The sequence below is a fragment of the Dongshaea marina genome, from assembly GCF_003072645.1.
In the GTDB taxonomy this organism is placed as follows: Bacteria; Pseudomonadota; Gammaproteobacteria; order Enterobacterales; family Aeromonadaceae; genus Dongshaea; species Dongshaea marina.
The window spans coordinates 3,079,478-3,100,546 of the sequence record NZ_CP028897.1 but is presented as its reverse complement, the minus strand read 5'-3'; the positions used below and the strand labels follow the sequence as shown (position 1 = coordinate 3,100,546).

The following is a 21,069-nucleotide window of genomic DNA, read 5'->3' as shown; positions in this document are numbered from 1 at the left end:
CCTGGCAACTTTGGGCCTAAAGTCTGTGAGGAGCTCTTTCCTGAGTCGGGTTACCTGCCGCTCTCAGGGGGATGCTCTGAGAGCAGCGTGTTAAAAATGGTGCTAAACAAGCTTGATTGCAGGGGTCGAGCGGTTCATTAGGTAGCAGCTGATCTCAGCTTCGCAATGCTGACTGAACTTCTGGCTCAGCTCACCCAGGGCATCGGCAAGCAGATGTTGAGTCGGCTCCAGGGCTTCCAGCACGATCAGTGCATTTTGGGTCTGTTCGGTTAACTTAGTGCGTTCTGCCTCTTTCCAGTTCCAACGCCTGCAGATTGCTCCTTTATCGTCGGCATAGATCACTTCACCTGGGGAAGGGGCTCTCGGGACCGGATCACCGAGCAACTTGATTTCAGGCTCATTTAATCGGGCAAACCTTAACTCAATATCTCCTGTCACCTTGTCGAGATCCTCACCTCCTACCGGGAGTCGATACTTTAAAGAGACCAGATTATAGAGATCAACTAAGGGGTTGATAGAACTTAATCCCTGGCTTTTTTGAAGCCGTGTCAGCAGGTTTTCAATCGAGCTGAGATGTTTTTTAGGCTTAGCACCGAATTGGCGATAAATGGTACGCCACACTGAGACCTGAGGGAGGTCGCGGATAAGTTTCCCCTCAAGTTCAGCTCTGATAATTTTATGTTCATCCTGAATGCTTTGTGCCAACGAGGGATTGATGCTGTTGTTCACCCCTTGAAGATGAAGGACACCGAGCTGGAGGCTTGGATGTTGAGCCAGGATGGAAGGTTCAATAGATAAGTTCATCGTTACTCCTTGCATTGCTTAGTTAAAAAGACGCATCGCTAAAGTTCCGGCAATCACCAGCATGATCAGTGCGACCAGGATATCTATGATTCTCCGGGTGATAGGTTTGGATAAAATGGAAGAGAGTCTGGCCGCGATCGTGGCCAGTGAGAAAAACCAGACAATGGAGGCGATCACTGAGCCAAGGGTAAAGGCGACTTTTTGCTCCAGATTAAACTGTGCCCCAACCGATCCAAAGATCACCAGGGTATCCAGGTAAACCTGGGGATTGAGCAGGGTCACTGCCAGGGTGCCCAGTATTACGGCTTGCCATTTTTTATTGGAAAGCTGGCCTGAGGTGCCGGATTCGAGAGCAGGTTTGACGGCACTTTTAAGTGACAGCAAGGCATAGCCACACAAAAAGGCGATCCCGGCGAGGGTAATTGTCATCAGTAGTGCGGGATTAGACCCAAATACCTGGCCCATCCCGAACACACCCAGGGTGATAAGTCCGAGATCACACAGGCTACACAGGCTGGCACTAAGCAAGTGGTGGCGCTTTTTAAGGCCAAGATTCAGAAGGTAGGCATTCTGTGCCCCAATGGGCAGAATCATTGCGATTCCCAGGCCAAAGCCCTGGGCGAGTAATGAGAAAAACATAGCTAACTCCGGGAAGGAAAATATCTGCTCAGCCTATCCGGAGCTATGTTATAAAGTAAGCTAATAATTTTTATATATCATAAGAGAGGCTTATGAGAGGGCTTGATTATCGTTGGCTCACGGCTCTGGATGCAGTGATCGCCAAGGGAAGTTTTGAAGAGGCCGCCTGTGAACTTAGTCTGACCCAGTCAGCTATTTCACAGCGAATTAAGCAACTAGAAAAATGGCTGTCTCAGCCGGTATTGATCCGAAGCCAGCCGCCAAGGGCAACCCGGGTTGGAGAGAAGTTGTTGGGCTTATACCGCAGGGTACACCTGCTGGAGCAGGAGCTGTTACCCGAGCTCAGCGCCGATGATGCTGAGTTCACCTCACTGTCGATCGCCGTCAATGCCGATAGCCTGGCGACCTGGCTGGTCCCGGCGCTTTCACCGCTGTTAAACGAGTACGCCCTGGCGCTGGACCTGCTGGTTGAAGATGAGAGCCGGACTCTGGAGCGATTGCGCAGAGGCGAGGTGGTGGGTGCCGTAAGTCTCAAAGAGAGCCCTTTGCCCGGGTGTTCGGTGGAACGGCTCGGTGAGATGGAGTACCTGTGTGTTGCCGCACCGGAGTTTGCCAACCATTTCTTTAGCAAGGGTAAGTCGGAGCAGATGTTTCTATCCGCCCCGATCGTGGTATTCGACTATGTCGACGATCTGCACCAAGGCTTTCTTCAAGAGATGGGCTGGGGTCAGCACCAGGGGATCTGTCATCATGCCCGCTCCTCGGAGGCTTTTGTCAAACTGGCAGAGCAGGGGAGCTGCTACTGTTTTATCCCAAGACTGCAGGCAGAAAAGCTCCTGGCCGATGGCAGGCTCATCAATCTACTCCCCGGTCAAAGCATCCGGCGAAAGCTCTATTGGCACCACTGGACCCTGGCTGGGGGCATGGTGGGACGCATCACCCGGATTTTGTGTGACTATTGTAAAACCGGCCTCTATTAGGCGAGCGTATTTTTTCCCCGCAAGCGCCTTGTCAGCCAAGCCTTTGGATGTCATTAAGACATTTTGGCATTGATACTGCTAGATAGCCATCTATGGCGCAGGTGAGGCGCAATAGCCACTGACCCGGCTTTATCTCTGTGCTCCGCAGATAACAGATTGTACGCAAATGGCTACACTTAGGTGGATATAAACTCCGAGGCAGGATGCATAATGTTGGAGACCCGATGGCTGTCAAATGTTTGTCAGATGCTTGGCCAGGTACAGCAGGCGGTGCTCTTTTTGTCATTGGAGGATGGGATGGAGCCGGTGGCTTGCTATCCCGACTCACTCAATCCCGCAAGGGTAAACGAACTTTTGCCCCTGGCACAGATGGCGGTACAACGTGAAGCACCCATGGTACAGATGGGGGATGGTGAGCAGGGAGCTCAGCTCGCCCTTGGGGTTAATACTCCGGGGACAAGCTATGTGGTGGTGGTTGATATGCTTCCGGGCCAGTCAGAGGTTCAGCGCGCTCTGCATATTCTTCAATGGGGAGGTGAATGGCTCGTTCTGTTAAAAGAAACCGCCAGCTCTGAGAGAGGTTTATCAGACTGCTCACAGGAGACTTCTGGTTCGCCTCCGCCGGAGCCACCTTCAAATGAATCAATGGCAACCCGCTCTCTTAAGATGAAGTGGCAAGCATTGAGCTCACGGAGCAGGCTCTGTCTTTTTACTGCCTCTGTCCTGGTGATCCTCTGCACCGTCCTGATGATCCCCGCTGAATATCGTATTCACTCTCAGGCCACGATCGAGGGGGAGATCGAGCGGGCCATAGTCTCCCCCTTTGATGGATACCTGCTGGCAATCCATGCCAGGGCAGGACAGAGCCTCAAAGCCGGTGATCCGGTCGCAACCCTGGACGGACGAGAGCTCAGGCTCAGGCAGCAGCAGCTTATGTTCAAACAGGATCAGCTCCGTAAACAGTATCGCCAGGCTCTGGCCGAACAGCACTACGCCGAGTCGCGCCTCTACCTTAGTCAGCTTGATGAACTCAAGGCCGATCTCAAGCTTTTGCAAAACAAATTGGAGATGCTTGAGCTCAAGGCGCCCATCGATGGCGTGATTATCTCGGGCGATCTGCGCCGGGCGGTCGGAGCGCCTTTGGAGAAGGGACAGCTTCTGTTTGAGATGGCACCTCTGGCGCGTTACCGGGTGGAGCTGCAGGTTGATGAGCGGGATATCGATCGGATGACTGCGGGGGATCAGGGAATGGTGACTCTCAACGCCTTTCCCGGCGAGGAGTTCCCCCTGATCATTGAGAAACGCAGCATGGTGTTTACCGATGGGGAGCTCGGGACCAGCTATCTGTGTGAAGCAAGGATTGAGGCCAGGGGAGAAGCCCTTCGCCCCGGAATGCGTGGGATCGCTAAGATCAAAGTTGGCAAGGCGACCCTGGGATGGCAATTAACCCATGATCTCATCGACTGGCTACGCCTTAAATTCTGGGCGTGGAGCCCCTGACAGGAGACGGGATGACCCGGCAGCAGGCAAACCAAATCTGGGAGAGTCTTCATCGGTCTAAGATCCGCCTCTCCTCCGACCTTCATTTTTATCCTCGTGTGGAGCGGGGATGCCGGTGGTGGGTGATAGAGAGCCCGGGGCGTGGTGAGCAGTTTCGGATCAATGAGACGACCCATCGGCTTCTTGTCAGTTTCGATGGTCAGAAAACCCTTGAGCAGAGCTATCAGGAAACCGAAGGGACATTTCCCGACAAGCCTCCCCGGGAGTTGTGCCAGCTGCTGGCTGAGCTTATCAGGCATCGGCTCATTGAGGTTGAGGGAGCCTCCTTAAGTTCATCTCCCCGATTGGTCAAACCCCTTGCCCTTCGGGTACTGGCAAATCCCTTCTGCTTTAAGCTCATCTCCTTTGATCCCAGGCCTTACCTTGGTTGGCAGCAGCGATGTTGCTCGCTGTTGTTTAGCCGCTACTCCCTGTGGATCACTGTCCTCATCCTGATCTGGGGTGGCTGGGTCTGCATCAGTCATTGGCCCGAGCTGATTGAGTATTCCAGGGCCCGGCTCGATGATCCTCTCAACTTGTTGTGGCTGTGGGGACTCTACCCGTTTTTGAAACTGTTTCATGAACTGGCCCATGTAATGGCGCTGCGCCGCTGGGGGGAGAGGTACCCGAAGCCGGGCTGCTACTGCTTATCTTTATGCCGATCCCCTATGTGAATGCCTCACACAGTGTTCGTTTTTCTCAAAAATATCAGAGGATGCTGGTGGCGGCAGCCGGGGTGCTGGCCGAGCTTGTGATCGCCTGTATCGGCCTCGGGCTGTGGCTGGGGAGTGATTCACTGCTACTCAGGGATATCGGCTTTGATCTGGCTCTCATTGGGGGCGTTTCAACGGTTTTGTTTAACGCCAACCCGCTGCTTAAGTTTGATGGATATTACCTGCTGTCCGAGTGGTTGGGTCTGCAGAACCTGGCAACCCGATCGAAAGATTATCTGCAGCAGCAGAGCCTCAAGTATCTGTTTGGTATTCGCTTGGATGCGCTCTCCCTGTTGCCCGGTGAGAAGGGCTGGCTGCTCGGGTATGGGGTGTCAGCCATTATTTACCGGATATTCCTAAGCCTGTCGATTGCCCTGTATGTCAGTACATTCTGGTTTTGGCTGGGGCTGACCTTGGCCCTGTGGGCGTTAGTGCTGCAGATTGGCTGGCCCCTTCTGAAGTTCTGTTTTATCGCCCTTCGCAAGGGAGCAGAGCAGGGGGTGAAGATCCGATGTTCGCTCGGTTTTATGCTCTGTATTTTTTTGGGAGGGGCGCTTTTCTTTACGCCGTTTAAAACTTCGACCCACGCCCATGGGGTGGTTACTCTGCACCAGGATGCCCAGCTACGCTTGAAAAGCTCAGGTTTTGTGAAGGCCATCTATGTGAAGAATGGGCAGTGGGTTGAGGAAGGAGAATCTCTGCTGGCTTTAGATAATCCGGAGTTGAGAGTCCGCCAGCAGAAACTCGAGCTGCAGTTAACCAGGGCTCGCAACGAGCGAAGCCGCTACCTGGTCTCTGAGCCTGCAAAGTCCCAGCTGCAACAGGAAAAGCTTCGCAAGCTCCACACCGAGCTTGCTGATAACCGTCAACGGATCCAGGGATTGACCCTCAAAGCCCGGCGAAGTGGCTATCTTAATATTCATGGGATCAGGGATCTGCAGGGGCGCTATCTGAAACAGGGGACGGCCGTGGGCTATGTCGACAATCTGCAAACGGTTGAGATCCAAACCCTGCTTCCGGCGCCTGTCGCGCAACAGATCCGCGGGCAACTGCATTCGGCCAGGGTACGCTTTCATTCGGGGACAGGTCCCGAGACAAAGGTCGCAAGGATCCACGAGGTGCCCCAGGCTACAGATGTTTTGCCGACCCCCCTGCTTGGCTCCCTGGCTGGGGGAGATATTCGGGTGGATACCCGGGATAGCTCCGGCACCCGGCTGTTGGCCCCCATGTTCCTGTTTAATCTGGAGCTTCCACAGGTCAAGGGAAGGCGTTATCTGGGACGGCATGTGACCATACGTTTTGAGCACCCACCCCGGAGCCTGGCGCAGATGATCCATGGGGCTTTACAGGGCTGGTGGGATCAGGGGGTTGTTTAACGAGAGCTTGGCTGCTGAGTTAAAGGCATCGCGATACAGCAAGGAGTGAAGTGTGAGAAAGCTATATCAGGGATTATTGTTGAGCATCTGTGCACTCCCTCTGTGTGCAGAAGAGCTGCCGGCAATGGACTGTGTGCTGTTGCCACAACATGAGATCGATCTTAGTAGTCCGGTTTCCGGGGTGATCAGCTCCATCTTGGTGGAGCGTGGTCAGGAGGTTAAGGCCGGTGATGTGGTGGCCCTCCTGGATGCTCGCGTCGAAAAGGCGACCGTTGAGCTGGCCCAGGCCCGCGCCAAAATCGAATCCGAGGTCGAGATAGGTCAGGCCAATCTCAGCTATGACAGGCGAAGCCAGCAACGCTTTAGCCGTTTGTTTCAGAGAAAACTGGTGTCGGAGCACGATAAAGAGCAGAGCGATCGCGATGTGGATCTCTCTTCGGGTGCCTTGAAGCAGGCGGTTGAGCTTCAGCAGATCCGCCAACTTGAACTCAAGCGCTCGATGGCACAGCTGGCACAAAAGACCCTGACTTCACCCATTGATGGGGTGATCCATCGCCGCCTCAAGTCGGTAGGTGAATACGTCGAGGAGCAGCCTGTGGTCAGGATCGTCAATCTGGATGTCCTCAAGGTCGAAACCATAGTGCCGATGCGTTTTTACGGCCAGATCAAACCCGGGATGCAGGCCCAGGTGCATCCGGAAAATAGCAACTCGGAGCCCCTGTATGCCAGGGTCAGCTCGGTGGATCGAATTGGTGATGTGGGAAGCGGCTCCTTTGGGGTGCATCTGATTCTGCCGAATCCCGAGCACAGGATCCCGGCTGGGGTGAAGTGTGCCCTACAGTTTAGTCCCCAAACCAACAGCCATGATGTGGAGCAGACAACTTACTATGGAGATGGCCGTTTGCCTGAGACGGTGAGCATTTATCAGCAGATCCTTAAGCTTGGCCCCGGGATCTTATCGGTTAAGGGGTGAAGGAGGCAGGGTGAAAGGATCCACAGATAAACGAGCTCCCAAAGAGTTTCAAACTCCCTACTGGCTGGAGCGCCTGGAAGAGCGGCTGCTGCTCTCGGCCGATCCCATAGGGGTGGGAGCGGCGGCAACCGAGCTCCAGCCCGAACTCTCTCAAACCTCAGATATCGATCCCCTGCTGAGCTCTTTAGTGACCCGGGATCTTCCCTCCGGGGAGGAAGATCCTCAAGGCACACCCCAGCCACTTCTTGAGAGCGACTCTCTGGAGCCTGATACTTCGCTCCTTGCACTCTCTGCGTATTCCGAAATTCGTGAGCTTGTGTTCGTGGACGTTTCGGTGGCTGACTACCAGATCCTGCTCGATAGCATTGAGAAAGATCGTCAGGGTGAGCTTTTGACCATCATGCTGGAGGGCGATGGGGTCGAGCTCATCAGCGATACCCTGGCACAGTTTGACAATATTCAGGCCCTGCACCTGATTAGCCACGGCAGTCCGGGCCAGCTGACCCTGGGGGATGCAGCGCTGAATAGTTCGAGTCTGCCCGGTTATCAGCAGCAGCTTGTGAATTGGCAAGCCGGTCTCAGTGAAGAGGCCGACATCCTGATTTACGGCTGTAACCTGGCTGCAAATGCCCAGGGACAGGTATTGCTGACAGAGCTGTCTGAGCTAACCGGAGCGGATGTAGCGGCCAGTGAGGATCTCACCGGAAGTACCGAGCTTGGAGGCGACTGGAGCCTTGAATACCATTACGGCAATATAGAAACTCGGGAGCTCTTTAGTCAAGACTCGGCCAGCCAGTGGCAGCAGCTGCTGGTTTCACCGCCGCAAAATGGCTTTATCCTGGCGACGGCTGCCGATGTTGCATCTCCAAGTGGGGTCACTAGCCTCACCAGCTGGGGCAGTGGTGAGGTGCTAAACCTGACCGATCCCAACCTGGCTCTGGCAACCGATCCCTCAACCGGCACCCTCAACTCATTTTTGGATCTCTCCTCCCATGCCACAGATGGGGATCTGACCCTGGATGGCCTGCATATGGTGACCTGGGATCTGACCGTAGGGCAAGGGGCTGACACCTATGATCTTCAGGCCGGGGATATTTTATTCTCCACCGATGCGACTGAGGATTTCTCCGGACTAACAGTGACTAGTGCCGATATGGTGCTGTTTCGCCCCACCAACAGCGGTGACTACAGCAGCGGCACCTTTACCCTCCTGTTAGAGAATCCGGTTGCGGACGATCTCAAAGATTTTGCCCTGGTGGAGCAGACCACAACGGTGGCGGGGGCCACCCTTAATCCGGGTGACTTTTTGTATAACTCCAAGGCATTGGCCGGTGAGGATATCTGGAGGGGAACCATTGCTGGAGCCTTGAGTGGATCAACCTCTGTGACAGGGCAGCAGCTGTTTATCGATGGCACGATGGCCAATATTGATTCGGGTATTCGTGGTGTGGAATTGGTACAGCAAGATCATAGTGTGGGAGGGATTACGCTCAAGAAGGGAGAGCTGGTGGTATCCCTCAATGCCTATGATGATTTTGTGGGGAATAACAATCTGGCCGATGCTCAGGCCAATGATCTCCTGCTGCTACAGCTGCAGGGAACCGGCGCTTCCACCAATCTGGATGCAGCCATGCTGTTTGATGGGAGTGAGATTGGCCTGGACAGTGCGGCCGAGTCTCCCGAAGCACTGGCCCTGATTTATGGCAACAATCCGGCGACCGGACTTCCTGACATTAGTGGCGTGACTCTGGAGGATAAAACTCTGACCGCCGGAACATCCGGGCTGAGCGATCCCGATGGGATCTCAGGCAGCTTTAGCTACCAGTGGCAACGTTTTGAGGCCAGTGTTTGGACCGATATCTCCGGAGCCACCGCATCGACCTACCTGCTGGGTGATAATGATGTCGGCAAGCAGCTCAGAGTCGGGGTGAGCTTTACCGATGACAGAGGGTTTGCTGAAGGCCCCATCTATAGCTTGCAAACCGGCACCATAGATAACCTTAACGATCTGCCGACAGGAGCACCGAGTCTGGTGGGGACAGTTCAGGAAGATCAGACCCTGTCGGTGGACAACTCCACAATTGTGGATGTCGATGGGATCAGTGGTGCATTTACCTATCAATGGCAGCGTTATGATGGCGTGAATTGGTCTGATATCGGCGGAGAAACCGATAATGCCTATACCCTGGATGATGCCGATGTGGACAAGGAGGTCCGGGTCAAGGTTGAGTATACCGATGATTGGGGAACCGCAGAGGGTCCCCTGTATAGTGCTTCCAGCGGCAGTGTCGCGAATTTCAATGATGCCCCAACCGGGGTACCGACTCTCTTTGGTAGCGCAACCGAAGATCAAATCCTCACCGGTGACACTTCGGGTATATCCGACCCCGATGGGATGAGCGGAGCGGTATTTAGTTATCAGTGGCAGCGCTACGATGGCGCCAATTGGAATGATATCAGTGGTGCTACGGGCATCAGTTATACCCTGGACGATGCCGATGTGGGCAGGCAGGTTCGCCTTGGGGTGAGCTACGTCGATGATTATGACTCCGCCGAGGGTCCTGTCTACAGTGCTGCCAGCGCTACCATCGCCAATATTAATGACCCGGCCTCTGGCGCTCCGACCATCACTGGCACAGCGACCGAGGATCAAACCTTAACCGCAGTAACCTCGGGTGTTAGTGATCCCGACGGCACAGCAACCTCGGTGTTTAGCTACCAATGGCAGCGTTTTGACGGGGTGAGCTGGACGGATGTTAGTGGTGCTACCAGCCAAAATTATACTCTGGGGGATGCCGATGTCGGCCTTAAGCTCAGGGTAGCGGTCACCTTTAATGACGACACCGGGGTGGGCGAGGGGCCGCTCTACAGCGTGGCAACAGCCGCGGTTGCCAATCTGAATGACGACCCAACGGGGCTACCCACGATTAGTGGAACAGCGACTGAAGATCAAACCCTCAGCGCCGTGACCTCCTCCATCGCCGATATCGACGGACTGGGTAGCTTTAACTATCAGTGGCAGCATCTGATAGGGGCAAGTTGGACTGATATTAGCGGAGCAACCGGTGAGAACTATATCCTGGATGATGCCGATGTGGATAAAGAGATCCGGGTCAAGGTCTGGTACACCGATGGTCAGGGAACCCGGGAGACCCTCTACAGTGCAGCAACAGCCATGGTTGCTAATGTCAATGACTCGCCTCAGGGATCGGTATCCTTTACCGGTACCCTTGCTGAATACAAGGAGCTGTTTGCCGATACCAGCACTCTCACAGATGCCGATGGCACCTCGGCCGGATTTTTCTACCAGTGGCAGCGCTATGATGGGGCCAGCTGGCAATCAATACTGGGGGCCAAAAATAGCAGTTATACCCTGACCAGTCAGGATATCGGTTCACAAATCCGCCTGGAGCTGACCTACAACGATGATCAGGGGACTTTTGAGGGACCCCTGTATAGCCCTGCCAGTGAGATGGTGGCGAATACCAATGATCTGCCATCGGGTCAACCCGCCATCAGTGGCGCCCCCCGTGAAGATCAAACCCTGAGCGTCGATGCCGCTGGCATCACGGATATTGATGGTATCAGTGGTGCCGTGTTCAGCTACCAGTGGCAGCGACTCTCAGCCGGGGTATGGTCTGACATTAGTGGGGCCACCACCAGTAGCTATCTGCTGGGCGATCTGGATGCAGGGAAGGAGATCCGGGTTGGGGTGAGCTATACCGATGATCGAGACAGTCGTGAGGGACCCATCTATAGCGATAGCAGCGGAGCCATTGCGAATGTGAACGATCTGCCGGTTGGTAGTCCACAGATCACCGGGGAGTCCATCGAAGATGGTGCTCTGCAGGCGGATCTCAGCAGCCTCAGCGATCAGGATGGCATCAGCATTGTGGCTTATCAATGGCAGCGCTTTGAGCCCGGCCTGGCTCGTGCCGGTTGGGAGGATATTGCGGGAGCGAATGCCGCAACCTATAACCCCACCGACCAGGATGTGGGGAAAACTCTCAGAGTTGCGGTGAGCTATACCGATGATCAGGGCACAGATGAGGGAACCTTCTATAGTGGCGCGACCGCAGAGATCGCCAATATCAATGATCTTCCCCAGGGGAGTGTGAGCATAGTCGGTCAGGTTGGGATTGGTCAGACCATGACCCTCAGCCATAACTTAACCGATGCCGATGGCCTGGGAGATTTTAGCTATCAGTGGGAGATAAATGGTCAGCCCATAGCGGGGGCAACCGGGGATAGTTATCAGCTTAGTGCCGCAGATATCGGCCAGCAGCTAACGGTGACTCTGAGCTACCAGGACCAAAGAGGCACAGCAGAGGCTGTGACCAGTAGCCCGCTGTCGCTGGTTGTGACTCCAATTCCGACCCCGATTGCTCTGGTGCAGCAGGAGGCAGAGGTGGCTGAAGAGGATGAGAGCACGGAAGAGTCTCTCGATGAGAGTGAGGCTCTGCTTGCTGATGAAGCGCAGGATGATATTCCCGTGATGGCGGATAGCGGGGAGTTTGACAACTTGATAGCCAATGCCATTTCCCCCTTCTCCCTGTCACAACTGACCCACCAGGTTGCCGACTCCCTGGTACAGGATGAGCTGCAATCCCGGGGCCAGGAGTCTGACTCCGAGGTTGGGGTTACCGTCAAGCGTGACCTTTTCACCACGACTACCTTCAGTCGCTTGCTGAGCTCCAAGCTTGCTCCCCTTGCCCTTTATGACTCAAGTGATTTTATTCATGGGCTCAATGATTTGAACGAGCGGGCTCAGCAGAGTATGAAGGTTGAGACCACCTTGATTGGCGGCTCGATTGCGTTGTCGACCGGCCTGTCGATAGGTTATGTGATCTGGCTGGCCCGAAGCGGGGTGCTGCTCAGTACCGTCCTGAGCTCGTTGCCAGCCTGGCGCTTTATCGATCCTCTGCCGATCCTCTCCCACTCTGCAGATCTGAGTGAAGAGAAAACTCCCGAGGAGCAGGAACGACTCCAGGATATTGTGGCCGATCACCAAAAGCCCGACGAAACACCAGACCAGGATACAGCCGCGGAGGATAAGACCAGGGATGGATAGAATCAAACGCCTTTTTTTTGCCCGAAGTACCAAATCCAGAATCGCCCTGGGTCAGATCGGTATGCTGGTGAGTGTGGTACTGATCGCCATGTTGATCGGGGTGCTTCCCGACCCACAAACCATCAAGCTCAAGGACAGGGTGGCACTTGCCGAAGCGATCGCCGCCAATAGCTCCAGCCTCATTACTCAGTCGGATCTGAGCCGGTTGGAGTCAACCCTCAAGCTGGTGGTTTCACGCAATCCCGAGCTGCTATCGGCCGGGGTCAGACGTGCCGACCAGCGATTGGTCATCGATGTGGGGCAGCATCGCAGCCAGTGGCCTGGCCAGGATGTGAGTCAGTTATCTGCCGATACCTATATGCAGGTGCCAGTGATGGCGGGAAAGCAGGTCTGGGGCGAGGTTGAACTTCAGTTTAAACCCCTGTTTAGTGGCGGTTGGCTGGGGTTCTTCAAGCGCCCTTTGGTGCAGTTTATTCTGTTTGCCAGCGCTTGCCTGTTTATCCTCTATTATCTTTACCTCGGCAGGATGCTCAAACATTTAGATCCCAACCAGGCGATCCCCGATAGGGTTCGATCGGCCCTGGATACCATGGCAGAAGGCCTGGTGGTTCTGGATCGCAAGGAGCAGATCGTTTTGGCCAACCGTGCTTTTGCCTCCCTGCTGGATCGCAGCCCGGCAAGCCTGATGGGCTATGCGATTGAGCGTCTGGCCTGGAGGCGGCTCGATGGGGCACAAGCCGAAAGCAGTGACTATCCCTGGAGCCTGGCCCTTGAGGAAGGACAGACCCAGACCAACCGGATGCTCAAGTTGGAGCTGTCAAATGAGAGCCGTACCTTCATGGTGAACTGCTCGCCGGTTCTTGCCGATGAGGGTAAGGCGGGCGGGGTGTTGGTTAGTTTTGATGATATTACAGAGCTTGAAGAGAAAGAGGTTCAGCTGCGCCAATCCAAGGAGGAAGCGGAGGCGGCGAACCGGGCCAAGAGTGATTTTCTGGCCAACATGAGTCATGAGATCCGCACCCCGATGAATGCAATCCTGGGCTTCACCGAGGCGCTGCAGCGTGGTTATGGCAAGAGCGCTCAGCAAAGCCGCCACTACCTGGATACCATACTCACCAATGGCACCCATCTTTTAGATCTGATCAACGATATTCTGGATCTCTCCAAGGTGGAGGCGGGGCATATCGAGGTTGAGCAGACCCAAACCAGCCTGCACAAGATTATCTGGGATGTGATCCAGGTGCTCAGGGTGCGCGCCGAGCAAAAAGGGATAACCCTTTGCTATGAGCCTCAGGGGGAGATGCCAAGCCAGATCCACAGTGATCCCGCCCGAATGCGCCAGATCCTGATCAACCTGGTTGGCAATGCGATCAAGTTTACCGAAAAAGGGGGAGTGAGCATCATAACCCGCTTCAATCCGGCCACCCGGGAGCTGGAGCTGGAGGTTAAAGACAGTGGTATCGGGATGACGCAGCAGCAGCAACAAAGTGTCTTTGATCCCTTTGTCCAAGCCGATAGTTCCATCACTCGCCGTTTTGGTGGCACCGGTTTGGGGCTGGCGATTAGCCGAAAATTTGTGATGGCACTGGGGGGAGAGATCCGGATAGAGAGTGAGCCTGGGGTGGGCAGCTCTTTTATCATGGTTTTTGAGCTCGACAAAGACTCGGTCGGTGAGCTTCTGAGCCCCGAGCAACTGCTGGCCCAGCCCGAGCCCGAGCAGGATCTTCGCGGACAAAACTGGGAGTTCCCGGATGCACAGGTGTTGGTGGTGGATGATGGCCTGGAAAATCGTGAACTCATCAAGCTGGTACTGGCCGAGCAGGGAATAGCAGCGGATGAAGCCCATGATGGGGCACAGGCGCTGCGCGCAGTCAGCCGCAAGGCCTACGATCTGGTGCTGATGGATGTGCAGATGCCAAATATGGATGGTTACACCTCGGTGTGTAAGATGCGTGAGCAGGGGTTGGAGCTTCCGGTGATCGCGCTCACCGCCCATGCGATGAAAGGCATTGAGCAGCGTTGCCTGGATGCCGGCTACTCAGGTTATATGAGTAAGCCGATCCAGATCGACAAGCTTCTTAAACTGTTGGCTTCGCTCCTCGGAGCCACTGAGCTTGAGACCAGGCCCGAGTCACAGCCTGATCCAAAGCCTCTGGCGCAACCTGAAACTTCAGACTTTATCTATTCAGAGCTTGCTTTGAAAAATCCTAAATTTAAGCCCCTGGTTGAGAAGTTTGTGCACAAACTCAATGGCCAGCTGGTGGCGATGAGCAACGCCCTTGAGAGTGGGGATCTTGCTGAGCTGGCCCGGCTGGCACACTGGCTCAAGGGCTCTGCGGGCTCGGTTGGTTTCTCAGGGTTTACCTCACTGGCAAAAGAGCTTGAGCAGAGCGCCAGGGCGGGAGAGGGGGAAGCCTGTAAGTCACAGCTTGTAGAGATAACAGCCCTGAGGGATCGGATCTCGATTGAGCCGGAGGCAGCACCCCAGCCGCAGGTCCGGGAGCACAAGTGGGAGATCCCTGAGCGAGTCGAGTCCTCCCTTGCTACCCAGGGGGAGAGATTCAGGGCGATCGTCGAGAAATTTATCCCGCGACTTGAGCAGAAGGTGAGCGAAATGGCAAACGCTCTTGAGGCTAAAGAGTCTCAGCAGCTTAGCGAGCTGGCTCACTGGCTTAAGGGAGCCGGAGGCTCTGTGGGCTTTGAGCTCTTCACCGAGCCTGCTGCCGAGCTCGAGGTAGCAGCCAAACACAGTGAGTGGGCTAAGTGCCAGCAGTTACTGGAGATCATTCAGATCATTTGTAGCCGAATTAACCTTAACTAGGGGATAGAGAAGATCCCCTTGGGATGCCCAACAGGAGCAGATATGGACACTCAGCGCCGGATCAAGGGATCCGACAGTGCAAGACTCAATGATACGGACTTTAAAGATGCACTTCTGATGATGGTGGACGATGAGCCGATCATGATGGAGCTGGTGCAGGCCTTCTTAGAGGATGAGGGCTATCAGCGCTTCATCAGCGTCGAAGATCCCCGTGAGGCGATGGCGGTGTTAGAGAAACGCCGCCCGGACATACTACTGCTGGATCTGGTTATGCCGGAGATCTCTGGGTTTGAGATCTTAAGTCAAATCCGTCAGCATCAGGAGTTTGCCTACCTGCCGGTGATCGTGCTGACCTCATCCAGTGATGCGCCGACCAAGCTTAAGGCGCTGGAGCTTGGGGCCACCGATTTTCTGGCCAAGCCGGTGGATGCCAGTGAGCTAATCTTGCGCCTTAGAAACACCCTGGCTCTCAAGGCTTATTTGGATCAACTGGCCTACTATGATGGCCTGACCCAGCTTCCCAATCGAAAGCTGTTTATCGATCGCTTAGGCTGGGCTTTGCAGAGCGCCGCCGTTATCGCAAAGCAGGTGGCGGTGCTGAGCATCGCTCTGGACCGCTTTGGTCAGATCAATGAGAGTTTTGGGGTCCAGGTCGGGGATAGGGTACTGCAGGCAGTGACCGAGCGGATCCAGGAGGTGGTACAAAGTGAGGAGGTGGTGAGCTCAGAGGATAATTCTCAGTGTTTAGCCCGCTTAGGGGGCGATGAGTTTACCGCACTGCTTCCCGTGCTGGAGCGGCCGGAAGAGGCCGCAGCGATTGCCCGAAAAATTATCAATAATCTGCACCATCCCTTCGAAATAAACGGTCAGCAGCTATTTGTCACCGCGAGCATCGGCATCTCTTTGTCGCCCGATGATGGTCACTATCCGGAGCAATTGATTCAGAGTGCCAGCTCGGCGATGCGCCATGCCAAGGAGCAGGGCAAGGATCTTTACCGGTTTTACTCCAGCACCATCAATGAGCAGTCCCGCAAGAGGCTGGCCCTGGAGGGGGATCTGCGCCAGGCCCTGGCCAATCACCAATTGGAACTTCACTACCAGCCCAAGGTGGATATCCATACCCATCAAACGATAGGCATGGAGACACTGATCCGTTGGGTTCATCCACAAAAGGGGATGATCCCACCGGATCAATTTGTGCCCCTGGCCGAGGAGCTGGGGCTGATCGTGCCTATCGGCAGCTGGATACTCCAGCAGGCGTGCCTGCAGACCGCTCAGTGGACCCGCGCAGGCCTGGGAGCCCTGAAGGTGTGCGTCAATGTCTCGGGGCAGCAGTTTAAGGAGAGTGATTTTCCAAGCCGGGTGACCGAGGCACTGCAACAGTCGGGATTACAACCCCAGCAGCTGGTGATCGAAATCACCGAGAGCATGGCGATGCAGGATGTCCAGGCAACCATCAAGGTTCTCAAGGCGATCAAGCAACTTGGGGTTGGTCTGTCTATTGATGACTTTGGCACCGGCTACTCATCCCTGAGTTATCTCAAGCGATTCCCAATCGATGAGCTCAAGGTAGACAGAGCCTTTATCATGGAGGTGCCGGATAATCAGGATGAGGTGCTGATCGTCCAGGCGATCATCGCCATGGCAAAGGCCCTGCAGCTTGGGGTGGTGGTCGAGGGAGTCGAGACTCAGGAGCAACTGGACTTTCTAAAGACCACCGACAGCGATGTGATCCAGGGGTACTATTTTAGCAAGCCACTTCCGGCAGAAGCGTTCCGCGAGTATGTGCACCAGTCGTTAGGCAATACACCCGAGCCCTAGTGCAGATAAGCGTTATTGTCTGTACCGCTTATCTGGGTGCTTTCGCTTGCACCACAACTTCAGACAATGTCGGGGGTGCCCGACTGCACCCTACTTTTAGATCGTCAAAAGTAGGCAAAACCTTACTCCGCGCGATGCATTTATCATCCTTGATAAACCTCCCCAGCTCGATATCCTATCTCGCGTGAAGTTGCTCCGGGAGCAACATCCCCCCTCCATCGAGCTAGGTGACTCGCCGATTACCATCCTTGATAACCTTTCCCTGCTCGGTGTCCATACCTCGCGCTACGTTATTCCACGAATAACTTCGCCCATGGCTCAAGTACTTCATCGTACAAGTGGGTGGTAAAATTATTTAAGCACTAGCCCGCAGAAACCATGGTCGCTGCAGCTGTCATCAGCTGGGGATACAGGCACAGCATCACCTCCCTGCAGATAGCCGTTGCTGCTTAAGTCGCTTCACTCTAAGTTGGGCCATGAGTGTCTGGTTTACCGCTGATATTTGAAACTGATTCTGACTGAGAGCTGTACGGCTGAACCTGAACACTTGTTATTTTTATCCTTACTATTGAGGCTTTAGTTTATTTAATGGATCTGCTCGATTATTTGAATAAATTATTTATAAGATTGAAGAGGTGTTTTTTTATTGGGTTTTCTGAACGTCGTATGCTCAGCTGACTCGGGAGTTACTTGATATTTTTTTGAGGATTTGTTTGATTAGTTTCTTTGTGCGATGTCTGCTTTTAGCCTTATTGTCAAAATGAGTTATATTAATCCAAAACCCTCCCTAAATAGTAACGAGATGACTTTAATTGTTTTCATTGTGTTGACTATCTGTGTTTATTTTATGACTATAATCGGCGTCCTCCTGCAGAAAAATGAGCCGGTAAGTGCGTCAGATGTTTAATTTAAGCGAGGGATCCTGCTATGCAGGTGAAGTTTTTTAGCGGCCGAGGCTAGGGTTATAGGCTATAGCTTTATTTTTGTTAGTTGTTAATGGATGAGTTTATTCAAAAAAGGATTTGTGATGAGTAACTTATATTATACACATGAAGCATCACTTAAAAACTTTAAATATTTGGAAGTAATAGTCAAGCCTGAGCAGAAATCTGCTTGGCTCTACCTGAATTCTGAGCCTCGCTCCTGCTTTACGCCGGAGCTGTTAAAGGAGGTAAATGAATTCCACTCAATTTTGAAAAATCTTAATGGCAAGTTACCCCATGAAGGAAGGCGGATTGATATAGAGTTTAACATCATCACATCGCGTCATCCGGTGTTTAGTTTTGGGGGGATCTGGCACACTTCAGCCATTGTATAGAATCCAGGGATAGTGAAGGTCTGCGAGACTATGCAAGACGCTGTATTGATGCGGTATATTTTAACAATACCCAGCATGAACTTGGCATTACGACTATCTCTTTGATTCATGGAAATGCGTTAGGTGGAGGCCTGGAGGCTGCACTATCGAGTGCTATCATCATTGTCGAGCGACAGGCAAAACTGGGTTTTCCCGAAGTTCTGTTTAACCTATTTCCCGGGATGGGGGCCTATAACTTATTGATGCAGCGTGTCAGCCCTTCCATGACAGAGAAAATAATCCTCAGCGGCAAGCAATATAGCGCTCAAGAGTTCTATGAACTTGGAGTCATTGATGAGTTGGTTGACGAGGGAGGCGGAGAGTCGGCGGTTAATTCATATATTCGATCAAGCCGAAATCGGTTAAACAGTCTGAAGGCAATGAAAAAAGTTCGATCATGTGTTAACCCTCTGAGTTATCAGGCTATGCTTGATATCGGTGATATCTGGGTCGATGCAGCCATGAATCTCACTGAAAAAGAGATCCGAATGATGTCTAAATTAGTGAATAGCCAAATAAATTTTGCGAGTAAAGTGTCTAATCCAGTGACTTCACAGGCATTAGCCTATTAAAGGTTAATTTAATATATTGAGGCTGACTTTAGGTGAAGGTGAGATATACAAGAATCACCTTAATAAATTTAAGCTTATGGGCTGATTCAGTTTGGAAGATATCTGGCGTCAAGCAGTGAGAACACTGAAAGTAGTTTTTATCCATGACCGGATTTATTTTTAGCAAATTGTTTCTACGCACGCAATGAAATAGCCGGTGGTTGCAATTGACAACTTAGAGTCTCACTGGATGTTTATTGTCGAACTGTAACTGGTATTGAGCACATTTGTGCTTTCACTTTTATTGAACACGGAATTTAGTGGTCTAATATTTTTATAGGTGTTTTATGTGTGGGATTAGCGGGTTTGTAAATACCAATATAACTGAGCATAAACTGTGCGACTCAGTTAAAGCGCTTTATCACAGGGGACCGGATGGCGCGGGACTCTACCAGGATATTGATAACAGAGTGAGTCTTGGGCACGCCCGGCTATCGATTATTGATCTTGAAACGGGCGATCAGCCGATTACCTCCTCTGATGACTCGATTGTTCTGGTGTGTAATGGTGAGGTATACGATTTCGAATCTATTCGTACTGAACTAAAAAATAAAGGGTATCAGTTTAAAACAAAGTCAGACTCTGAAGTTATTCTCTACCTTTATCAGGAATATGGAATTAAATTTTTAAAGGAGCTCAGAGGCGAATTCTCATTCATACTCTTTGATCGGATCAGAAAGACTGTCTATGCGGTCAAAGATCGTTTTGGTATAAAGCCTCTTTACTATGTAGAAAAAGAGGGGCAGGTTCTGCTGGGCTCTGAAGCTAAGGCCATTTTTGCCTCAGGCCTTCATAACGCGAAAATTGATCCATTGGCACTAAGAGATACCCTGAGCTTTGTGAATGTGAATACGGTCTTTGAGGGGATACAAACTGTGCCCCCCGGTTGTTATCTTGAGATCAGCCTTCAGGGTAAGGTAGAGGTTCGGCGCTATTGGGATATTGAATTGCCGAAACAGATACGGCCTCAGACACTTGAGGAAGCAAAACCAGAGATCCGTCATCATCTCGATGAGGCGGTGAAAACTCGTCTGCGGGCCGATGTGCCGGTTGGCGTCTATCTGAGCGGTGGTATTGATTCAGCTATTATTGCCTCAACTGTTTCCAGGCTACATCCTGATAAATTGAAGACATTTACTATTTGCTTCAATGAAGTAAGGCAGTTTGATGAAGCCCAGATAGCTCAAAAACAAGCGGATGCCATTGGTGCTGAGTCTCATACCATTATCTGTAATCGGCATAACCTATTTGGTAATCTCGAGGACAGCCTATGGAACGTGGAGCTTCCGGCTCTTAATCTTCACGGAGTTGGAAAGTTCCTGCTGTCAAAACTAGCCCGTCAGCATGTCAAGGTGGTGCTCACCGGAGAGGGGGCGGATGAGGTGTTCCTGGGTTATCCCTACTTCAAGGGTGAGTCTTTTTCTATCGCTCAAAATATTTGGACCGGCAACTCAAAGAGCACCAAAATGCGAGGCAACCATCGCCAACAAAAAGAGTTTTTAAAAGAGCAATTTGGCTTTATCCCACAGATTGAGATGGCAGAGAGCTTCAGTGAGAAACGTCAGGGATTTTTTAATCGTCTGTTTAGTCATGCCCATCGTCTTAAGCTTAAGCAAAATCACCCGGTCAGTCGGCTGCATCAAATCATAAGTCGTGACAAGACCGATGGTTTAAGTTTCGAGCAAAAGCGGCAGTTTTTTAGTATTAAAGGGCACCTTGCTTCCTACATTCTGACGATCTTAGGGGACCGTCAGGAGATGGCAAACTCCATTGAGGGTAGAGTCCCCTTTCTGGATCATAAGCTTTTTGAATATGCCCGAACCATCCCGGTGGAGCTCAAGGTTAAGGGGGAAAACGAAAAGTATGTCCTCAAAGAGGCGTTTAAGGATAGGATCATTCCAGAGATTTACAACAGAACAAAACACCCGTTTTCGGCTCCGCCCCTATTGGTTCTCAAAAAAACCTGCCCTGCCTCCAGGAAGCTCATTGAAAAATATCTTAGCCAAGCTGCGATTAAACAGGCTGGGATATTCAATGTCCATTTCGTCAGAGGCTTGCAAATTTTCCATCGCCTCAATTTCTGGAGCTCCAGTCTCAAAAATAGGATCAACTCACTGCTGCTTTATATTTTAACCAGCCAGATGTTGCATGATCTTTTTGTGGTCAACCTGGTGGAAAACATCAACCAGCGTTGTCCCGAACTCAATGTCACAAAGTATGTGGTTCACTCTAAAATTACAGATTTTGTGACCTGCCCGGAGAAAGAAGCGTCCTGTGAAGAGGAGGTGGTTTATTAGAGGTTTTGAGAGCAAGTGTTGAGCTTTTTTTGTGGTTCATATCAGTCATCTAAGAGAGCAATTTGAT

Annotated in this window: 13 protein-coding genes; 11 read left to right on the top strand and 2 right to left on the bottom strand. The window is 52.5% G+C overall.

Features of this window, described 5'->3' with window-relative positions; all coding sequences use genetic code 11:
* Positions 1-102: 102 nt before the first annotated feature.
* Both DB847_RS14620 and DB847_RS14615 read right to left on the bottom strand, forming a co-directional pair.
* Positions 103-804, bottom strand: coding sequence for a B3/B4 domain-containing protein (locus DB847_RS14620; RefSeq protein WP_159084641.1), 702 nt, complete (start codon positions 802-804; stop codon positions 103-105).
* Between the two features lie 18 nt (positions 805-822).
* A complete protein-coding gene (locus DB847_RS14615; RefSeq protein ID WP_108651360.1) occupies positions 823-1,443 on the bottom strand; it encodes a LysE/ArgO family amino acid transporter in 621 nt (206 codons plus the stop codon).
* Positions 1,444-1,535: 92 nt separating this feature from the next.
* On the opposite strand from DB847_RS14615, the gene DB847_RS14610 reads away from it, so the two are divergent.
* The 11 genes from DB847_RS14610 (at position 1,536) to asnB (ending at position 21,002) form a co-directional block, all read left to right on the top strand.
* Positions 1,536-2,423, top strand: a complete 888-nt coding sequence (locus DB847_RS14610) for a LysR family transcriptional regulator ArgP (protein WP_108651359.1) — start codon at positions 1,536-1,538, stop codon at positions 2,421-2,423.
* Positions 2,424-2,633: 210 nt separating this feature from the next.
* On the top strand, positions 2,634-3,923 hold the full coding sequence (locus tag DB847_RS14605; RefSeq protein WP_108651358.1) for an efflux RND transporter periplasmic adaptor subunit: 1,290 nt from the start codon (positions 2,634-2,636) through the stop codon (positions 3,921-3,923).
* A gap of 11 nt (positions 3,924-3,934) precedes the next feature.
* Positions 3,935-4,636, top strand: a complete 702-nt coding sequence (locus DB847_RS14600) for a hypothetical protein (protein ID WP_108651357.1) — start codon at positions 3,935-3,937, stop codon at positions 4,634-4,636.
* Positions 4,618-6,051 carry an efflux RND transporter periplasmic adaptor subunit gene (locus DB847_RS14595; protein WP_108651356.1) on the top strand — a complete coding sequence of 478 codons (1,434 nt, stop codon included), beginning with the start codon at positions 4,618-4,620 and terminating at the stop codon, positions 6,049-6,051. The genes DB847_RS14600 and DB847_RS14595 overlap by 19 nt, the downstream gene beginning before the upstream one ends.
* Positions 6,052-6,103: 52 nt before the next feature.
* Positions 6,104-7,024 carry an efflux RND transporter periplasmic adaptor subunit gene (locus tag DB847_RS14590; protein WP_108651355.1) on the top strand — a complete coding sequence of 307 codons (921 nt, stop codon included), beginning with the start codon at positions 6,104-6,106 and terminating at the stop codon, positions 7,022-7,024.
* Between the two features lie 10 nt (positions 7,025-7,034).
* Positions 7,035-12,095: a DUF4347 domain-containing protein gene (locus DB847_RS14585; RefSeq protein ID WP_159084833.1), complete on the top strand. Its 5,061-nt coding sequence runs from the start codon at positions 7,035-7,037 to the stop codon at positions 12,093-12,095.
* Positions 12,088-14,916: a response regulator gene (locus tag DB847_RS14580; RefSeq protein WP_108651353.1), complete on the top strand. Its 2,829-nt coding sequence runs from the start codon at positions 12,088-12,090 to the stop codon at positions 14,914-14,916. Before DB847_RS14585 ends, DB847_RS14580 begins: the two co-directional genes overlap by 8 nt.
* A gap of 42 nt (positions 14,917-14,958) precedes the next feature.
* Positions 14,959-16,737 (top strand): putative bifunctional diguanylate cyclase/phosphodiesterase, encoded by a 1,779-nt coding sequence (locus tag DB847_RS14575; protein ID WP_108651352.1) that lies wholly within the window; start codon positions 14,959-14,961, stop codon positions 16,735-16,737.
* A gap of 1,027 nt (positions 16,738-17,764) precedes the next feature.
* Entirely contained in the window at positions 17,765-18,055 is a 291-nt protein-coding gene (locus DB847_RS14570) for a Clp protease/crotonase-like domain-containing protein (protein WP_108651351.1), read from the top strand.
* Positions 18,031-18,666, top strand: a complete 636-nt coding sequence (locus tag DB847_RS14565; RefSeq protein WP_108651350.1) for a crotonase/enoyl-CoA hydratase family protein — start codon at positions 18,031-18,033, stop codon at positions 18,664-18,666. The genes DB847_RS14570 and DB847_RS14565 overlap by 25 nt, the downstream gene beginning before the upstream one ends.
* Before the next feature lie 326 nt (positions 18,667-18,992).
* Complete coding sequence (gene asnB / locus DB847_RS14560) at positions 18,993-21,002, top strand: asparagine synthase (glutamine-hydrolyzing) (protein ID WP_108651349.1); 2,010 nt, start codon at positions 18,993-18,995, stop codon at positions 21,000-21,002.
* Positions 21,003-21,069: the final 67 nt, after the last annotated feature.